General features: G+C 54.9%; 13 protein-coding genes. 7 read left to right on the top strand and 6 right to left on the bottom strand.

What is annotated here, in order from left to right; translation table 11 throughout:
- Positions 1-14 precede the first annotated feature (14 nt).
- The 3 genes from CFA77_RS10865 to CFA77_RS10855 all read left to right on the top strand — a co-directional run bounded on the left by CFA77_RS10865 (position 15) and on the right by CFA77_RS10855 (position 4,273).
- The gene (locus CFA77_RS10865) at positions 15-986 is read left to right on the top strand and encodes a glycosyltransferase family 2 protein (protein ID WP_206990705.1); all 972 of its coding nucleotides are present in this window, start codon (positions 15-17) and stop codon (positions 984-986) included.
- 198 nt (positions 987-1,184) lie between these two features.
- Positions 1,185-2,933, top strand: a complete 1,749-nt coding sequence (locus CFA77_RS10860) for a type I secretion system permease/ATPase (protein ID WP_206990704.1) — start codon at positions 1,185-1,187, stop codon at positions 2,931-2,933.
- Positions 2,930-4,273, top strand: a complete 1,344-nt coding sequence (locus CFA77_RS10855) for an HlyD family type I secretion periplasmic adaptor subunit (protein ID WP_206990703.1) — start codon at positions 2,930-2,932, stop codon at positions 4,271-4,273. The genes CFA77_RS10860 and CFA77_RS10855 overlap by 4 nt, the downstream gene beginning before the upstream one ends.
- 9 nt (positions 4,274-4,282) lie before the next feature.
- Here the strand turns inward: CFA77_RS10855 and CFA77_RS10850 are convergent, their stop codons facing one another.
- From CFA77_RS10850 to CFA77_RS10840, 3 genes are all read right to left on the bottom strand, one after another.
- On the bottom strand, positions 4,283-5,512 hold the full coding sequence (locus tag CFA77_RS10850) for an acyltransferase (protein ID WP_206990702.1): 1,230 nt from the start codon (positions 5,510-5,512) through the stop codon (positions 4,283-4,285).
- Positions 5,513-5,575: 63 nt separating this feature from the next.
- On the bottom strand, positions 5,576-6,019 hold the full coding sequence (locus CFA77_RS10845; RefSeq protein ID WP_206990701.1) for a hypothetical protein: 444 nt from the start codon (positions 6,017-6,019) through the stop codon (positions 5,576-5,578).
- Positions 6,016-7,476, bottom strand: a complete 1,461-nt coding sequence (locus CFA77_RS10840) for a GMC oxidoreductase (protein WP_206990700.1) — start codon at positions 7,474-7,476, stop codon at positions 6,016-6,018. Before CFA77_RS10840 ends, CFA77_RS10845 begins: the two co-directional genes overlap by 4 nt.
- A gap of 429 nt (positions 7,477-7,905) precedes the next feature.
- Here CFA77_RS10840 and CFA77_RS10835 point away from each other — a divergent pair, with 429 nt between their 5' ends.
- The 4 genes from CFA77_RS10835 to CFA77_RS10820 all read left to right on the top strand — a co-directional run bounded on the left by CFA77_RS10835 (position 7,906) and on the right by CFA77_RS10820 (position 12,793).
- Positions 7,906-9,441 carry a lipopolysaccharide biosynthesis protein gene (locus tag CFA77_RS10835; protein ID WP_206990699.1) on the top strand — a complete coding sequence of 512 codons (1,536 nt, stop codon included), beginning with the start codon at positions 7,906-7,908 and terminating at the stop codon, positions 9,439-9,441.
- Positions 9,438-10,457, top strand: coding sequence for a hypothetical protein (locus CFA77_RS10830; RefSeq protein ID WP_206990698.1), 1,020 nt, complete (start codon positions 9,438-9,440; stop codon positions 10,455-10,457). The genes CFA77_RS10835 and CFA77_RS10830 overlap by 4 nt, the downstream gene beginning before the upstream one ends.
- Before the next feature lie 225 nt (positions 10,458-10,682).
- Positions 10,683-12,395: a hypothetical protein gene (locus CFA77_RS10825; RefSeq protein WP_206990697.1), complete on the top strand. Its 1,713-nt coding sequence runs from the start codon at positions 10,683-10,685 to the stop codon at positions 12,393-12,395.
- Positions 12,396-12,406: 11 nt separating this feature from the next.
- Complete coding sequence (locus CFA77_RS10820; RefSeq protein ID WP_206990696.1) at positions 12,407-12,793, top strand: DCC1-like thiol-disulfide oxidoreductase family protein; 387 nt, start codon at positions 12,407-12,409, stop codon at positions 12,791-12,793.
- A gap of 41 nt (positions 12,794-12,834) precedes the next feature.
- Here CFA77_RS10820 and CFA77_RS10815 read toward each other — a convergent pair whose 3' ends face one another.
- Genes CFA77_RS10815 through CFA77_RS17200 form a run of 3 tightly spaced genes read right to left on the bottom strand, consistent with a single transcriptional unit; the run spans position 12,835 to position 18,347 of the window.
- A complete protein-coding gene (locus tag CFA77_RS10815) occupies positions 12,835-13,935 on the bottom strand; it encodes a glycosyltransferase (protein WP_206990695.1) in 1,101 nt (366 codons plus the stop codon).
- A gap of 25 nt (positions 13,936-13,960) precedes the next feature.
- Positions 13,961-15,031 (bottom strand): glycosyltransferase, encoded by a 1,071-nt coding sequence (locus tag CFA77_RS10810; RefSeq protein WP_206990694.1) that lies wholly within the window; start codon positions 15,029-15,031, stop codon positions 13,961-13,963.
- Between the two features lie 43 nt (positions 15,032-15,074).
- Positions 15,075-18,347, bottom strand: a complete 3,273-nt coding sequence (locus CFA77_RS17200) for a hypothetical protein (RefSeq protein WP_206990693.1) — start codon at positions 18,345-18,347, stop codon at positions 15,075-15,077.
- Positions 18,348-18,435 lie beyond the last annotated feature (88 nt).

Here is an 18,435-nt window from a genome sequence, read left to right as displayed (position 1 = left end):
TGGAGGCAAGACCAATGCTTGATGAAAACAAGATTGCGATTGTTATTCCCCTCTACAATGACGCCCCCAATATTGAACGTGCCATTCGTAGTGCCGTCGAACAGAAGGTTCCGGACACTGTTGCGGTTGAGGTGATCGTCGTGGACGATTGTTCTTCAGACGAGGGAGCAGAGATCGCCAAGCGAATGGCGCGGACAATTCCGAATCTTACATTTGTCCAGCAGGCTCAGAATTCCGGGCCGTCGGCCGCTCGAAATTGCGCGATACGGCAAACAGATGCGGCCTGGTTCACGCCGCTCGATAGTGATGATTTCATGTTGCCGACGCGCATTGCCGGCCTGCTGGACGAAGCGCGCGCGAGAGATCTCGACTGGGTGGCAGACAATCTCCTGATGAGTTCCGAGGACACTCCGGAAGAGGTCGAGCGTGTCTTGTGGCCCGATAAGCCGGAAGGGGCCGTCCGGTTGACGACTGAGTTGTTCGTCAAACAATCCTACGATGTAGACATTGAGCGGTCGGAACTCGGCTTCATCAAGCCCCTGATCAATCGGCGCTGTCTTGGCGACGCCTCGCGACCTTACAGAGACCAGTTGAGGTTCGGCGAAGACTTTGAATTGTATACGCGGTTACTGATGTCAGGTGCCAAGGCGGATCTTGTCGATCCCGAGGGCTATTACCTTGTTCGCCGGAGAGGATCAGCTTCCCATTCCCAGTCGGGCAGGGATCATCAGCGCTTGGTTGAAATCAGTCGGGAAATGCTGAATTATCCGAGCCTGACGCGTACGGACCGGCGCGCGCTTCTGGGTCACTTGAGATACTCGGAAAGAGAGCTGGCCTGGTGGACAATGATCGAGGCTGTTCGCGAAAGAAATCCGGCCAAAGCCATCAGAGCTCTGGTGATTTCACCATTGGCAACGCTTCACGTCATAGGGAATCTTGCAAGACAGGCCGGCGCGCGCGTGAGTTCACGAACTCCGACAGCCTAAAAATTAAGTAAGATCTCCGAGAAGTCGTTGTTTTCAAAGGCTTGGTAAATAGAGATTCAACCAAATTCCATGTATGGTGAATAGTGCCTGGAAACTCGCGCATTCGTGCGAACCGGTGGGCACAAGATCAGCGAGACGGTGCATGTCTGCTTGATAGAGCGCTGACGTGACGACGTCTCGCACGGAAAAGGTGGATGCGTGTCCAATCAAAGACCGAACCAGTTGGGTCATGAAGAAACCCTGATCGAGACGGCGCGGAAATCCCGCAGGGCTATTCTCGCAGTCGGGGGCTTCAGTGTTGCCCTTAATGTGTTGATGCTGGCAGGTCCGCTTTACATGCTGCAGGTTTACGACCGGGTGCTGGTCAGTGGTTCCCTGCAAACGCTGATCGCGCTTACAGCTTTAATCGCCGTATTGTTCATTGGATACGCGCTTATTGATGCGATCCGGTCGTCGATGCTGGTTCATGTGGCTGCCCGGATTGAGCGTGAAATGGCCCCTTTGGTTTTCGATGCCATTCATCGTAGGTCACTCCAGGATTCAGGTGCCAAGGACGGTCGGGCAATGAAAGACCTGGCGGAACTTCGGCAATTCATGGCTGGCCCGACGGTCAAGGCGGCTTTTGACCTGCCACTGGCGCCACTCTATTTTTTGATCCTCTTCCTCATGCACTGGACGCTCGGTGTACTGGCCCTGATTGGTTCAGCCGTGATTTTTGCGCTGGCTCTATATACTCAAAAGGCAAGCGAAGCCTCGTTGCTCACCTCTGGTGAAGTCAGTAATACGGGCGCTGTCTTCGCCCAGAATGCGTGGCGCAGTTCTGAATCGGTTCACGCGCTGGGCATGCAAATGACAGTCCGTGACAAATGGGTTGATGCCACCACCGAAGCGGATGCCACAGCTATTCGAGCATCTGACACAATCAATACCGCCGCCGCCGCCACACGTGCTTTCCGGATGTTTTTGCAATCCGCCTTGCTTGGTGCGGGCGCCGTGCTCGCCATTGCTGGTGTTGCAACGCCAGGTGTGATCATCGCAGGCTCTATCATCGGCGCGCGGGCGATCACTCCAATTGAGCAGATAGTTTCGCAATGGCGTTCGATTGTTCGTGCCAGGGCCGCGCGAAAACGGCTTGCGTCTTTGACGGGCGCTACCGAGCAGAAGGCAGCGCCGATGACCCTTCCGGCCATCACCGGAAAGCTGTTGGTAGAGAATGTATTCGCAGCCTTGCCAGGCCAGCAAAAACCTTTTCTTCAAGCAATCTCGTTCTCGGTTGAGCCGGGCGAGATTGTCGGTGTGATCGGAGCGAGTGGCTCGGGCAAGACGACCTTGGCCCGGGTGTTGACCGGAGTCTGGCCCTATGCGCTTGGCGCAGTGCGACTTGATGGTGCCGAGATCAAGGAGTACCAGCCGGACCAGTTGGGACAACAGCTTGGCTACTTGCCGCAGGCGGTCGAACTTTTACCCGGTACCATCAGTGAGAATATTGCCCGCCTTCGTCCAAACGCCGACCCAGAAAAAATCGTGGCTGCGGCCAAACGTGCGAACGCCCACGACATGATCCAGTCTTTTGCAGATGGCTATAACACTGAGTTGGGTATTGGTGGCGAACGTCTTTCGGCCGGTCAACGCCAACGTATTGGGTTGGCGCGCGCCTTGTTCTCTGATCCCAAGCTGGTGATCCTGGATGAGCCGAATGCCAATCTCGACCATGAGGGCGATGAGGCGCTGAATGACACACTCAAGCTGCTCAAGGATGAGAAGGTGGCTGTTGTGATAATCGGACACCGCCCAACCACGCTGCGCCATGTCGACAAAATAGTGTTGATGCATGAGGGTAAAGTGCAGGCACTCGGACCGCGAGATGAAATTCTGTCGAAGGTTCTGAGAACTCAGAAGCGGTCTGCTACCGGCATCAAGCTGATAGAGAAGGGCAAGACGCAATGACCACGGGTCCGATCGTATTTGAGGACAGCGACCGTCTGACGCTGATCGACCTCGGCCTGCGTAGACTCATGGTGCAGGGCCTGGTGGTGGTTGGTGTGTTGTTTGGTGGCTTGTTCATCTGGTCAGCAGTGGTGCCACTTGAAAGCGCGGTGGTCGCGCCGGGTACAGTGCAGGTTTCGGGTGCCAACAAGACGGTCCAGCATCTGGAAGGTGGGATCGTAAAGGAGATTCTGGTCGCGGATGGAGATACTGTTGAAATCGGCCAGCCACTGATCCGCCTGGATACTTCAGGTGTTGCGGCCTCTCTTGCCAGCCTTGAGGCCCAATTGTTTACCTTGGCAGGAGAAGAGGCGAGGTTGCTGTCGGAGCGGGAGGGACGTGACGTCGTTGTCCGGACCCCCACAATCGAATTTCTGGAAACTCTAGAGGACGGCAAGCGACGCGTGGCGCGCGTTATTGCAACTCAGCAGGCCATCTTGGATACGCGTACTCAAGCACTCGAAACCGATGTCCAATTGCTCTCATACAAAATAGATCAACAGGGTGAACGCGTTGCGGGTCTGAAAGACCTCATGAGTTCGAATTCCCAACAGATATTGATCCTTGAAGACGAGCTTAACGGGCTTGAGGCATTGTTCGAAAGAGGGCACGCGCCAAAGAGCCGAATGCTGGCGCTGAAGCGCGAGAAGGAACGTCTTGCTGGCCAACAAGCGTCTCATAGAGCGGAGATCGCTCAGATACGTACGGCGATGGCGGAAGGCCGGCTGCAGATATCGAGATTGGAAACCGATACGCGTGAGACTGTGCTGACTCAGTTGAAAGAGATCCAGTTGGGTATTGAAGACCTTATGGAGCGTCGCCAGTACGCGGCTGACCAATTGGCTCGTACTGAAATTGTTGCGCCTTATGCAGGGCAGGTTTTTGGTGTGAATGTGCATGCGGTCAATGGCGTGATCGGTGCGGGCGCGCCTTTGCTATCCATCGTCCCGGATGACGAGGAGTTGGTGATGATCGTCCGAATATCCCCAAGCGAAATCGACCGGGTGCAGAATGGGGATTCCGTGCGGATACGCTTTCCCTCGCTCAATGCGTCTCGTACGCCCGAAGTCAGAGGCACTCTGAAGACCGTGTCGGCTGATGTCCTGGTCGAACAGGATGGCATCGCGCCGTATTACCGCGCTGTCGTCGAGCTGACTGAGCAGGAGAAAGAGCGCGTCGGCACCGAGCTGACGCCCGGTATGCAAGCGAACGCCATGATCCAGACAGGTCAGCGCACGGCTCTGTCATACTTGACCAAGCCACTTGCAGACTTCACGGCCGTATCGTTCAAAGAAGAATAGGCGAGCATTTCAGGGCGTCTCGACAGCGGGCCGGGTGTTTGCCGCCGACAGTTCTGCGGTCTTGTCAGCCGATTGAATTTGCTTGGAATATTTTCTTCCGAGGTCCTGCAGCGGGCGTTCGAGATAGTGATAGCTCAGCGTTGCAAGCGGAATGGTCACTGCCAGCGTCAACGCTGCAATGAACGCCATCATGGCAAGTGCAGAGACAGGTGAAGGATCGGCACCAAGCATCGGCCCAAGCAATTCTGCGAATGCGAACAAGATGATGAAATGCAAGAGGTACAGCCCGTAGGAGATATCTCCGAGGAAGACGAGCTTCTTGGAGGCCAGCCAGCCTTCACTACGACCATAAAAAGTTATGGTGACAAGAAATGTTGCGGCAAGAGATACGACCAGAACAGAAGACGGGTCCACGTGAACCCATGGCCGGAAAATCCGCTGGACGAACATGCCAGCGAAAAGTGCACCGGCAATGAGAAGGTAGCGAAACCATTTCGGAAACCGAAAATATAGGTCGGCGACCATGCGTCCATAGTTCGGTATCAGAGCACCCAGAAAGAATGCGATCAGATAGACATTCACATGGCCGATGTGCAGCGGTGCGTACATTAGTGCCACCAGCACAACAAGCGTAGCGGCTATAAGGGCCGGCCGACGCGTCAGAACGACAAACAAAGGCATCAAAAATGATGCAATGATCTCTGTCCGGATGGTCCACGCCGGAGAGTTCAGGCTATTGGAGTAGCCGACGGCATTGAGAAGCGTTTCTATGAGACCGGGGTCCTGGTTGAAATATCCATTCATCCAACTCGTGGCCCCAGCCGTGGGCGCATCACTGAAATACAGCCAGTGCATGGCCGCAGCAAACAATGTCACCGCGATCAGTAGCGGATACAGGCGAAAGAGACGTCGAACATAATAGCCAGCCAGATGAGCAAGTCCTTTGCCCTTCGACCGGCGCAGGGAAAGCGTGAGAACTGTCCCGCTCAACACGAAGAAGAGAACAACTGCGGCAGGTCCGTTGAAAAATCCGATCAGGCCGTGAACCAGCATATGGAACGGTTCAGAAAAATTGAGACCGTGCCGTTGCGGTGTATCCAGTCCAGAAACCTTGAACAACAGGAATGCATGATAAATCACGACGAAAGAGGCGGCAGTGCCTCTCAGGCTCGCAAGACTGTTTGAGAACGTCACCTGCTCAGACGAAGAAGGATTTGGGAGAATTGGTTGTGAAGTCATAACGCAAATCTTTTCAAGGTATTGTGCAAGCACCGCATGAGCGCCAGCATACAGGTGCCTGCCCTAGGCAAACTCGGCATATGGATTGAAGCAAGCCGTCATGGAGCCGAGATAGGTCGTGGGTTCAGTGGCGGGCTCATCAAGCAACGTATAGTCGGTGCGCACGATAAAGGCGGTGAGCAGGGCGCGTTCGAAATCGGCTTGATGATCAGACAATTTCGGAATTCCGCCCCCGGATACAGTTGATCCGAGCCCAATCAATTCCAGTCCGCGCAGCGTGGCCGACTTGATGAAGGAAGGTGCAGCCTCAGCCTCCCGAAAGTCTCGTACGAAGGTCTCAAATTCCGCTTTGTCCATTTTGAACGGACCGACCAGCCGTCTCAGCGTGCGCCGGATATGCCCCTGATCGGTCGTCAGCAGAACCGTGCCAGCCCCAGCTGCTGCCGCTACGCCAACGCCGCCTAAAATCATGGCCCGGCGAGAAAGTGAGAGTCTGTTCCGGGTCATATGGTCACCTTCGCAGTCAGCTTTTCAGCTGCCCTCAAGCTGAGAGCGGCAACGGTCAGGCTGGGGTTGCCGGTTCCACATGTTGGGAACACAGACGAGCCGACCACAATGAGATTTCGGTATTTGTGGTGAATGAGATCTCCATCCACCACGGAGCTTGCCGGATCGGACCCCATGCGCATCGTGCTTTGCAGATGCGACTCCGTCCGGCGTATCCGGCGGAACACAACCTCTTCTACGGGTAGGGGTTGAAGGATCTCGTCCAAACCGTCGATGGCTGCCTGCAAACCTTTCTTGGCGTAGTCGCTGGCGCCCATGAAGTGAACGATTGGATCTCCGTTCTCGCCGAGTTCGACGCGATTTCCGTCTTCAAGCATCTCTTCGACAACGATAGAGATTGGAAGCGTCTGCCGCCATTTCGAGCGCTCTGTCCGAAGGCCAAACTTCCAACGATTTTCAAAGTAGATAAGCGCTGCGCCGCGATCGGCGCGGAAGTCGCCATCTGCGAAACTATAGTCCAAGCCAGTCGTGATAGTGGAACCGTCGAAATTCTCCATACCATCCAGCAGGATTTCTAGATCAGCCCCATAAGTCTCGTTTAGGCCGGCACCGGTCAGCGCATCGGCCATTCCAGATGCCTGCATTATAGCAGGGCTATGAATGGCATTTGCGCCGAGTACAAACACGTCTCCGGTAACCGAGAATGTCTTTCCCGCGGACTCGAAACTCGCGCTCTTTACCGTATTATTCGTCGAGTCAAAGCTGGTGACGCGGCTGTTCAGGATCACCGTCACGCGATGGTCGTTATACACATCCATCAGGCCGTTCTGGGCCGTGAACTTCGCATCGGCCGGGCAAATCATGCATCGCAAGGAGGCGCAGCAGGGGCCGCGTCCTTCCGTGGCAACTCGGGCACGAGCAGTGGGAATAATAAAGTGTGTGTCGGGTCGCGCCGCCTTCATCACCTGATCGGGCGTAGAAGGATGATGCGGTGGTTGTGGAAACGGTTTCGAACGTGGCGCGATGCCGTGCATGTCCGGATCGCCTGAAACCGACATGATGGTTTCTGCATCGCAATAGTAGGGTTCCAGCTCATCATAGCTGACAGGCCAGTCCTGGCCGACGCCGTACTTGGACTTCAGCCGGAAATCATTTGGCAGAAATCTGGGCGATTGGGCGAACCAGCAATTCGTCCCGCCACCAAACCCGATGGTGAAGTTCCACGGCTTGTCGCTGTCGGAATGATAAGTCGTTGCCCGGTCGATCGAGCTGTTCCGGTTTTCGTTCACTTGCCACGAATGGGCATTATAATCCCCGCGTTCGATGACGAGCACTCGACCGGTTATTGTCTGCAGTAATTTCGACAGAAAGAAACCGGAGCCAAAGCCGGAGCCGACCACGACAAAGTCGTAATGCTGTGAATTCACAGTTTCCGGCTGTGCCAGATTTTTTAGCATGACCCCACCTTTGATCCCCATTCATGCAGCGCTGCAGCATGGGTCTGAAAAGAGACCCGATAGCGCCGGTATTCTTTATTCATCTGGCGCTATATTTGCAATTCGCATGCTAGAGGGGATCGTCCCCAAATAGTCAGGCTCTCCATCTAACATTTCTACACGGGGGCGTCTCCCGAAACCCGGGCGTGTTCGCGCCGGAAACTTGGGACATGACCGAAAAAGGGGAATTGAGGCAAGGCAAGCGCCATGGGTGCACAACAAGCGAGCATTCCAATGACGAGCGCAATGAAAATCAACCGGATCAAATTATCAAAATCTAGATAGAGATCCGGCAGTGACGTCCTTGTACTATTAACCAGCCAGAATTTCGCACTGTAGCAGCCTGCAACAGAATTGAGAACGAGCCAGAGAAAGCCTCCATTTCAGAACATGTCCAAGAACGACACGCCTCCCGAGGATGACGAACTCAATAATATCAATACGACTGCGGCGGGCCTGGCGAGTGGAGCTGCGATCACCGGCGTCGCTCAAGGCTTTCGAGTTGTGCTGGGGTTTGTTCAGGGTATCGTCTTGGCGCGCCTGTTGCTGCCGGCTGACTTCGGTCTCGTTGCCATGGTTGCGCCCGCCGTCGCCTTCGCGGCCATGGTCAAGGAACTCGGTCTGAACCAGGCGACGGTGCAGCGAGACCAGATATCGCAGCAGATTGTGAGCAATCTTTTCTGGCTCAGCGTTTCGATGAGCATTTTGCTGGCCGTCATCATGGCGGCGTGTGCGCCTTTGCTTGCCGATTTCTATGGAGAGCCTGAAGTCCAGGCGCTCGCGGTCGCGTATGCTGCAACGATCGTGGTCTGGGGCCTGCAATCCCAGCCAGCCGCCTTGTTGGCTCGCAAGCTCGCGTTCAAGACCATCGCGATCATCGAGGTCGTTTCGTTGCTCGCCGGGTTCATTGTCGCGGTCGCAACCGCCTATCTGACCCGAAGCTATTGGGCGCTCTTCTACGGCACGATTGTTACGGCGGCTGTTTCCACACTCGCCAGCTGGATGGCCAGCAAGTTCAAGCCGATGAAAATAGGCAGTGCGGAAGGCATGAGGGAGATGATCGGGTTCGGCTCCAGTATCGCCGGATTTGACCTTCTCAACTTTGCCTCACGAAATGCCGACAATATTCTAATCGCGCGCTTTCATGATGCGGTCGAACTCGGTCTTTATGACCGGGCCTACAAGCTTCTGCTCTTCCCATTGCAGAAAATTACTTATCCGCTCTCCAGGGTGATGGTGCCGTTCCTTTCTCGTAATGTGAACCAGCCTGAGCGCTACAAGCGTGCTTACTTTGTGGCCGTCACCATTATTCTTGTTGCCGCGCAGCCGGGCGTTCTGGTCGGCATACTGTTCGCCGACGAAATTTTCCTCGTCCTGCTGGGCAAGGAGTGGGTGCCGGCGGCGCCAGTTTTCATGTGGCTCGGAATTGCTGGTCTTATTCAGGTCATGACCTCGACCATGGGTTGGCTGTTCGTCAGCCAGGGGCGAGGCAAGCACTATCTCATGGTCGGCGCCGTTACTGCCGTGATTTCCATAACCTCCTTCGTTGTGGGATTGCCCCAAGGGGCCGTAGGCGTGGCTGCGGCGTATGCCATTGGCGATCTGGTGTTCAAGACGCCTTATGTCTGGTTCATGGCATCCCGCAATGGGACCGTCAGGTTCGGAGATTTCGTGCGTCTGCTCATGCCGCACCTGTTGGCGTTGGCAGTCGCAGCTGCTGCACTTTATTTCACGGGGCAGTCGTTCCAGCAGATCGGCTTTTTACAAATTGGCCTGCTTCTGGCGCTCTCTTATGGCATATACCTTGCTGTTCTGACCTTGTTCAAAGAAAAGGTTTCGATGGCGCGAGAACTGCTTGAAATGGTCTGGAACAGCATTCAGTCCAAGCGACAGGTTCGAGCGGCTCAAAAGGGAATGCAGGAATGAACTATCGCTCTCTCGCAGATATGTATGACGCCATAACGATGGGGCTTGGCCGGTTGCCGGACAACATCGATCTAATCGTGGGCGTTCCGCGCAGCGGCTTGATTCCGGCGAACTTCCTTGGCCTTTTGCTGAACCTGCCCATCACGGATGTTGAAGGTTTGATTGAGGGGCGCGTCATGGCTTCGGGACGCACGCGTCGCGGTGCGGCGGTGAACAAGACCTTCGCCGAGATGAAGAATGTGCTGGTGATTGATGACAGCGTGTTCCACGGCAATTCCATTCGCGCTGTAAAGGAGCGGCTGGATGTCGAACTTGAAGGATACAATCTGACGTATTGCGCCGTTTTCGGTCCCAAGATGACGCACCCGGATATCGACATTGTTCTGGACGCTGTACCCCAGCCGCGAATTTTTCAATGGAACCTCTTCCACCACGGCCTGCTTAAGGAATGCTGCATCGATATTGATGGCGTCCTTTGCCTGGACCCCACGGCCCAGCAAAATGATGACGGCAACCGCTATCGCGAATTTATCCTCAACGCGATACCCCTGAATCGTCCGACAAAGCCATTAGGCCATCTGGTAACGAGCCGACTTGAAAAGTATCGCCCGGAAACGGAAGCTTGGCTCGAGAAGTGGGGCATCCAGTACGAGTCGCTCAACATGCTAGACCTGCCAAACAAGGAGGCCCGCCAGAAAGCAAAGGCGCATGGGTCGTTCAAGGCGGAAGTCTATCGCAACAAGAACAGCATTATGTTCATTGAAAGCGAACACGACCAAGCGGTTGAAATCGCCCGTCTATCTGGCAAGCCAGCGCTATGCATTGAGACGCAGCAAATGCATATGCCTGCCAGCGGTGATCTGCGCACAATTCAGCAATCCATGAAAGGGTTGCCTCGGCGGATTGTGCTTCAGAAGACGCCCTTGTCAAACAAACAGTCGATGAAGAATTTTGTTCGTTCAATTGTGGGCGACAGAGGATACGCGCTCATGAAGAAGGTGTCGGGTAGATCCTGACGCAAATCCCTTCGTTAGCGTTATCGTTTCAGAGTTTTTTTAAGATGAATACGGACTAATACTTATTTCGCTGAAGCGATCAGTAGTAATTATCAATAAAAACTAGTCTGACCGGGCCGGTTTTCCATTCCGATAAACTCTTCGGCGTGTTAAATGGTCGTAATGTATATTTCTGTTTCCGGGTGGAGGAACGCTGCTTCGGAGACCTAGTGGGGTGACAATAAAATGGCAGGGCTACGGTGGGCAACACTCGGGCATAGATCCAACCTATCCGACGATGACAATCTGACACCAATCATCAAGTTTGGGACAATCGGCATCATTGTGCTGGCAAGCCTGTTGCTGGTTCCGATTTTCAACTTCATTGCCAATTATTCGGCCGCTTGGCACCCTGAACGCGCGCTTGCGATTTACATTGCAATCGCAGTTTGCTGCGCGCTGGCTGCCATCATCAAGTATGATGATGTGCCAAAGTATCTTCGTATAATCATCAAGGGTCTCGCCCTCTTCCTCGGCTTTTACAGCCTGTGGTTGGGCGCGGATTTTTCGAGTGTAAACGAGAACGTTCAGAGCGGCGCTGGAAACTTTATTGTTGTCGTTCCATTCATTGTTTTCGCCGCCACGATTGCCGCCATGTTTCGGCCATCCCTGGCGCTGTTACCTCCCTTGTATCTATTGATCCACAAGGACCTGACACGGGTTCTGTCTGGCGCGAAGGAACTCGGTCGCAATGATTATGCGCCGCTTGTGGAAGTGCTTGTCTTCACGGCCGGCGCGGTTGTGGCGCTTGGCCTGTTCGTAAAAGCGGTAGAGATCGCCAAGCGGAAGCAGATTATCCCGGAGCGCTTTCACACGGGTATTCAGCAGGGCATCACCGCGTTGCCACTCATCATTCTTTGCATGGCGGTCGGCGCTCATCTGGGCAACTACTTCATGTCTGGCTTGGCGAAGATTCACCTTGATGGAGGTGTCTTTGCTTGGGTTTCTGACAATCCAACCAGTTCTCTGATGTTGGCTGGCTATAATGTCGGTGCCGCACCAGGGGCGTATGCGCCCGGGCTTTTCGGTTTTGCATATTCAGTTCTTCGCGCAGTCGAGCCGTATCTCAACGTCGTAACATTGGCGGCGCAGTTCTTGTGCTTCCTCGCTTTTTTGCGCGTGCGAACCATGTTGGCCTTCACCGTCTTCTTCGACATGATGCACATCGCAATCTTTCTGCTGACCGGCGCGTTGTTCGTTCCCTGGATTTTGTTGAACAGCCTTCTCGCATCGGCTTTTGTCGCGATGAAGATGGATCGACTTCCCAAGGAGGCGATCGTTGCTGGCGTACTTGTCACGATCATGGGACATACAGTTTTCTACAATGCACGCCTTGGTTGGTATGATAGCCGGGAATTGCGAGATTCCTATTTCACCGCGATCACCGATACAGGTGAAGAGTACCGGGTCCCCAATAGCTTCTTCCGGCAGTCTTCTTATCTCATGTACACACGTAACTTTGGATATCGCGAGCATCGCGGACCGTCTCGTCACGTGCCGACGTCGCAATGGGGGCAGATTGGCATCGGCGTTCACTCGGACGAAATCGCCAATTACGATATCATGAAAGCTACCAAGACTTGCTCCTATCATTCACCGTACGAAAATGATGCGTCTATCGTCGATTTTGATGCCGGAGCCGCGTCGAGCTTCATCGGCTCTCATCACCAGATGATGCTGCAGCAGAAAATTAAATCGGGCAAAACGCCGTCTTACCACCTATATCCTCACCATCATTATTCCATGCCGGTGAGATACAAGGGGTTTGAAGCGCTGAATCTGGAAAACATCGCAGGCTATCGTTACAATGTCGAAACGGTGTGTCTCGACTGGCAAGATGGCGCATTTAAGCGAGATGTTCTGGTGAGCACAAAAACCGACATCATTCCGGTAAACTAGCGGCGATCAAAATGACTGAAAATGTAATCGTCTATGATGGTGAATGCCCGTTTTGTAGCCAGTATGTGAAGATGCTGCGGATACGCGAGTCGGTGGGGACTGTCCGTCTGATAGATGCCCGGTCGTCCGATGAAACGGCTATCTTCGCCCGCGGCAAGTACGATATGGATCAGGGTATGGCCGCGCGCATCGGTGGCGAATGGTATTATGGGGATGATTGCATCCACATATTGTCGATGATCAGCAGTCCTGTGACAGTGTTCAACAAGTTGAACGGCTGGGTATTTCGTAGCCCCAAGCGAGCACGCGTGCTTTATCCCGTTATGCGGAGCGGCCGCAATCTCGTTTTGCGTTTGCTGGGGCGGCGGAAGATCGGACAGTCACTCTCGGAAACCTGAGACCCGCAGAGCTGGTTTCTTTCACCTAACTGTCGTGTCTATCAGTTCGCTGTCGCAGCTGCTTCTGGTTCGGCGGTAAAAGCTGCCTTCGCGCGGTTGCACGCATCCAGAAGCGTGTCGATCTGGTGATCTTTGTTCAGGATATCACGCTTGGAATAATCACGCGTCTGTTGTTGCATGGCCGCATAGAATCCTTGGTCATCCCAAAGCTTCCTCACCGCCGTCACCCAGTCATCGATTGGTGCGTCCGGGCTGATCAGGATACCGCCCTCGCCAACAGATTCCGACAAGCCTCCAATTTTTGTGGCGACGCACGGAATGCCAGAGAAGTGAGCTTCTGATGCAATGCGCCCCCAGGCTTCCTGCCATTGGCTCGGGATGAGGAGGATCTTGGTTCTGGAATAGACTTTGCGCATATCATTGGTGCGCGGCTTCAGAGTCACATTTCCGCATTTTCGTGCCCACTCGACATTCTGTTTGCTGACATCTTCGGGAAGTGGCCAGCCTTCAACAAACTCGAACGGAACATCAGGGCAGCGTTCAGCGATCTGGAACGCGATATCTCGCCCTTTCTTGGGGTGTGGATTAATAAAGGAGACGACCTCTGGTGCATGATCGCAGATATAGCGCTCGGCCATGAACATGGGCGGAATGGGTACCGCGTCTATGCCATACTTTTCCTTGTAAGCATCCGCAGTAAATTGGGAATTTGCGACATAGATTGTTGAAGCCGGAAGGTCGGCAGGGCTGGCTTCATACTTGTGGAATTCCACGTCTCGGACGTAGACTACGAGTGGAATGCCAAACTGGGCGAAATGCTTTGCGGTCTTGAAGGGCTTGCCCGCTGTGACAATCAATACGTCCGGCTTGGCTTGTTTCAGAACCGCGTCACCTTCTTCCCAGACAAACCATTTTCGATAAACAGGATACCCGGGCAGCTTGTCGCGCGTATACTTCATAGGCGTCAACTTGAGCGCAGCCCGTACAAGGTAACCGAGCCGGTCTTTGTGGTAGAGGCCGGACAGTACTGAGACTTCATGACCGCGTTTGATGATTTCCAGCGACAATTCATGCGTACTGGATTGTGATCCGCCTGCAATTTGCGGCGTATGCGGATGAGCAGTGACGAACAATAGGTTCATGGTGTGTCCTGTTCGGTAGGGCGGGTTACTGGTCGGCTGGGGACGTTGCACGTCCGAGCACCGCTTCCAGTGTATCGAGTTGATGATCGCGTTGCAGGGCAGGGCGCGCTGCATAGTCTAGTGAGGCCTGGACCAGTTCATCGTAATGAGCCTTATCGGTCCACAATCTCTTCAGGGCGCTTGACCAGGTTTCTTCAGGCTCTGACAAATCGATCAAAACCCCGCCGGGTCCTACAGATTCTGGCAATCCGCCTTGGGCCGATGCTACAACAGGAATTCCGTTGATATGAGCCTCAGCCGAAATGCGTCCAAAAGCCTCTTCCCATCGACTTGGGGCCAGCACAATCTTGGCTTCGGCATAGACCTGCTTCATGTCCTGGGTCCGGGCCTGAACCCGAACGTTTGGAAGAGTCGCCAGCGCGGAGTTGAGTTCGTCGAGGTCTTCCTTGGATAGGGTCCAGGTCATCTGGAACGTGAACGGGATCTCGGGACAGGCGCGGGCGCAATTCAGCGCGATGTCGAGTCCTTTGTGCTTGTGCGGATTCACAAACAGGACAGACTCACGCCGCGTTTCCGTCTGGTACATTTCTGGACGAATGAGAGGATAGATGATTTCCGACTTCACGCCGAATGCGTCATCGAACTTTCGCGCCGTGAATTCGGAATTTGCAATAAACTGGCAATCTGAAAACTCTTTGAGGTCTCCCCCCAAATCTTCGAATTCTACATTTCGCAGGTAGAAAACCAGCGGTACATTCCGGGATTTGAAGCCTTTCGCCAGCCGGGCTGGAAACCCTGACTGTAGAATCACGACGTCGGGTTTGAATGCGTCCACGACTTCGGATGTTGAATCCACAGGGTGCCAAGCACGATAAGTGGTGTAGCCGCATACGTCATCGCTGACGATCGTTCCAGACTTCACTTTCAACATTGTACGATGACGCAAGCCGAGCCAACCGTCTCCGGTCAGGCCTGAAAATACGCTGACGTTGTGCCCTCGAGCTCGCAATTCCAGAACGAGTTCATGCGTGCTGGATTGGGCGCCGCCCGCAATCTGCGGGATATAGGGGTGTGCGCTCGCAATGAGTATTCGCATATCGTGCTCTCGACTGTGCCAGACGAAATGATGAGTGCACGATTTACGCCAGAACTTCACCCGTCAATACATTTGCGACGGTCTCGGCAAGTTCTTCGGCGATCAGACCAAATCCTTCCACATTGAAGTGGATTCCATCGTCCATTTGCTCATCGACATCCGTGGTCATCGCCCCGATATAAACGTTGTCGTAAAGTGATGCGATGTAGGCTTGGGCATCCCGGATAGCTGACAGCGCGCCTTCGGGGCCATCGAGCCAGGGGCCCAGCTCCGGAAAGTCACCCAATTCCTGAATGAAGACGGGGATGTCTGCGCCATACCGGTTCCAGAGATACTCGAACACGCTGGTCGTAGCGTCGATCAGAGCGTCGACAATTGAAGAAGTGTTGCTTCCATCAATCGCGCGCGCATCATCTTCGCCTTGTGCCCAGATAATGGCGTCGAGATCCTCGCCCGCATTGAGGGCTGCATCTATCTTTGAAACCGCGGTTAGCAGCGCTGGCCCCGGGGAATCTGTATCCACATTCCACCAATAACTATTGGCATCGGCCAGCGGGTTGGAGCCGCTGCCGCCTTTGGCGGCGTTGATCAGCGTGGTGTCACCATTGAGATAAGCCTCGATGGAGTCCTCGAACACAACCGATCCGATATCGCCTGGGCTCTCGTCATCCTTATGGCGATAGAAGTACCGCTCGGCGTTCGACTGACCGGTGAAGGCGATATAATCGTAATCTTCCGGGTTGAGTGTGTGAGAAATTGGGGCGATTGAATCGTCTTCGACGATTTCAATCCAGTCGATCCGGGCCTTCTCGCCTGAATCATAGACCGCTTCCACGGAGATTTGGTCGCCGGTTTCGAGAGCGACCGAAGCTTCATGAATATTGAACACATCATTATCTGCATCTGCCAGCCAGCTTGTGACGATCTGGCCGTTTACTTTGATCTGATAGGCCGAGACTCCGTCGCTCTCATCAAGATGGGACAGGCGAACCAGATAGTCGCCGTCAGCACCTGTGAACTGTCCCTCGGCGACGCTGGTTGTTGCGCCATCTTCCGCGCGTATAACAGCGTCGTTCGAAGCGGTCGAACGGGATTCCGTGATGAACCCATCAGTGAGGATCAGGTCTTCTGCCTCTGTGCGGCCAAGTCCAATATCCGCTGCTGGTGGTGGCGGCGGAGGCGGCAGCAAGGACGCATCGGTTACGGTTATGGTGTCTATACGTGCATATTCACCGGCATTCTTGGAGCCCTCGATCGTGATCACGTCGCCCGTGTTGAGGTCGAGCTGGAAGGCGTGTGTGTCGATGACCCATCCACTGGAGCCACCTGCGCCGGTCCATGTCTCGACCTCGACGCCGTTGACGTAGACTGCGAACTCTGACGCGCCGTCATTCTCGTTGAAGAAGTTGACCGCCAGCTCATAGGTGCCGTCTTCGCCGGTGAAGGCGCCTGTCGCGGTGCCGGTTCCGGTCGACTTGATGGTCTGCCCGCCGGACGCATTTGCGTTGTCCTCGATCTCATAGTCGCCGCCGAGTGTGAGAACCTCAGCTTCGGTCTCGCCGACTGCAATCTCGCCTGGAGGCGGCGGGGGCGGTGGAGGCGGTGGAGGTGGTGGCAAGAGCGACGCATCGGTCACGGTGATCGTGTCGATGCGCGCAAATTCGCCAGCATTCTTTGAGCCTTCAATGGAGATGACATCGCCCGTATTCAAATCCAACTGGAAGGTATGGGTATCGATGACCCATCCATTTGAGCCGCCTGTGCCGGTCCATGTCTCGACCTCGATGCCGTTGACGTAAACGACATATTCCGATGCGCCATCGTTTTCGTTGAAGAAGTTGACGGCAAATTCGTAGGTGCCGTCTTCGCCGGTGAAGGCACCTGTCGCGGTGCCAGTGCCGGTCGACTTGATGGTCTGCCCGCCGGACGCATTTGCGTTGTCCTCGATCTCATAGTCGCCGCCGAGCGTGAGAACCTCAGCTTCGGTCTCGCCGACTGCAATCTCGCCTGGAGGCGGCGGGGGCGGTGGAGGCGGAGGAGGTGGCGGCGGAGGCGGCAACAAGGATGCATCGGTTACGGTTATGGTGTCTATACGTGCATATTCACCGGCATTCTTGGAGCCCTCGATCGTGATCACGTCGCCCGTGTTGAGGTCGAGCTGGAAGGCGTGTGTGTCGATGACCCATCCACTGGAGCCACCTGCGCCGGTCCATGTCTCGACCTCGACGCCGTTGACGTAGACTGCGAACTCTGACGCGCCGTCATTCTCGTTGAAGAAGTTGACCGCCAGCTCATAGGTGCCGTCTTCGCCGGTGAAGGCGCCTGTCGCGGTGCCGGTTCCGGTCGACTTGATGGTCTGCCCGCCGGACGCATTTGCGTTGTCCTCGATCTCATAGTCGCCGCCGAGTGTGAGAACCTCAGCTTCGGTCTCGCCGACTGCAATCTCGCCTGGAGGCGGCGGGGGCGGTGGAGGCGGTGGAGGTGGTGGCAAGAGCGACGCATCGGTCACGGTGATCGTGTCGATGCGCGCAAATTCGCCAGCATTCTTTGAGCCTTCAATGGAGATGACATCGCCCGTATTCAAATCCAACTGGAAGGTATGGGTATCGATGACCCATCCATTTGAGCCACCTGCGCCGGTCCATGTCTCGACCTCGACGCCGTTGACGTAGACTGCGAACTCTGACGCGCCGTCATTCTCGTTGAAGAAGTTGACCGCCAGCTCATAGGTGCCGTCTTCGCCGGTGAAGGCGCCTGTCGCGGTGCCGGTTCCGGTCGACTTGATGGTCTGCCCGCCGGACGCATTTGCGTTGTCCTCGATCTCATAGTCGCCGCCGAGTGTGAGAACCTCAGCTTCGGTCTCGCCGACTGCAATCTCGCCTGGAGGCGGCGGGGGCGGTGGAGGCGGTGGAGGTGGTGGCAAGAGCGACGCATCGGTCACGGTGATCGTGTCGATGCGCGCAAATTCGCCAGCATTCTTTGAGCCTTCAATGGAGATGACATCGCCCGTATTCAAATCCAACTGGAAGGTATGGGTATCGATGACCCATCCATTTGAGCCGCCTGTGCCGGTCCATGTCTCGACCTCGATGCCGTTGACGTAAACGACATATTCCGATGCGCCATCGTTTTCGTTGAAGAAGTTGACGGCAAATTCGTAGGTGCCGTCTTCGCCGGTGAAGGCACCTGTCGCGGTGCCAGTGCCGGTCGACTTGATGGTCTGCCCGCCCGAAGCGTTGGAATTGTCCTCGACCAGATAATCACCTGCGAGCGTCAATGTCTCGGCTTCTGTTGTCCCGACTACGATATCGGCCATGATGGTACGCTCTCAACTAAACTGTCTTGATCCGGCTCAAGCATGAATGCTGGCCTATAGTAAATCGGAACCGGTTTGCTTGCCACAT

It is taken from the genome of Hyphomonas sp. KY3, assembly GCF_017309975.1.
GTDB lineage: Bacteria > Pseudomonadota > Alphaproteobacteria > Caulobacterales > Hyphomonadaceae > Hyphomonas.
Note: the sequence above shows the minus strand (reverse complement) of the source record. Positions and strands in the feature narration are given on the sequence as shown.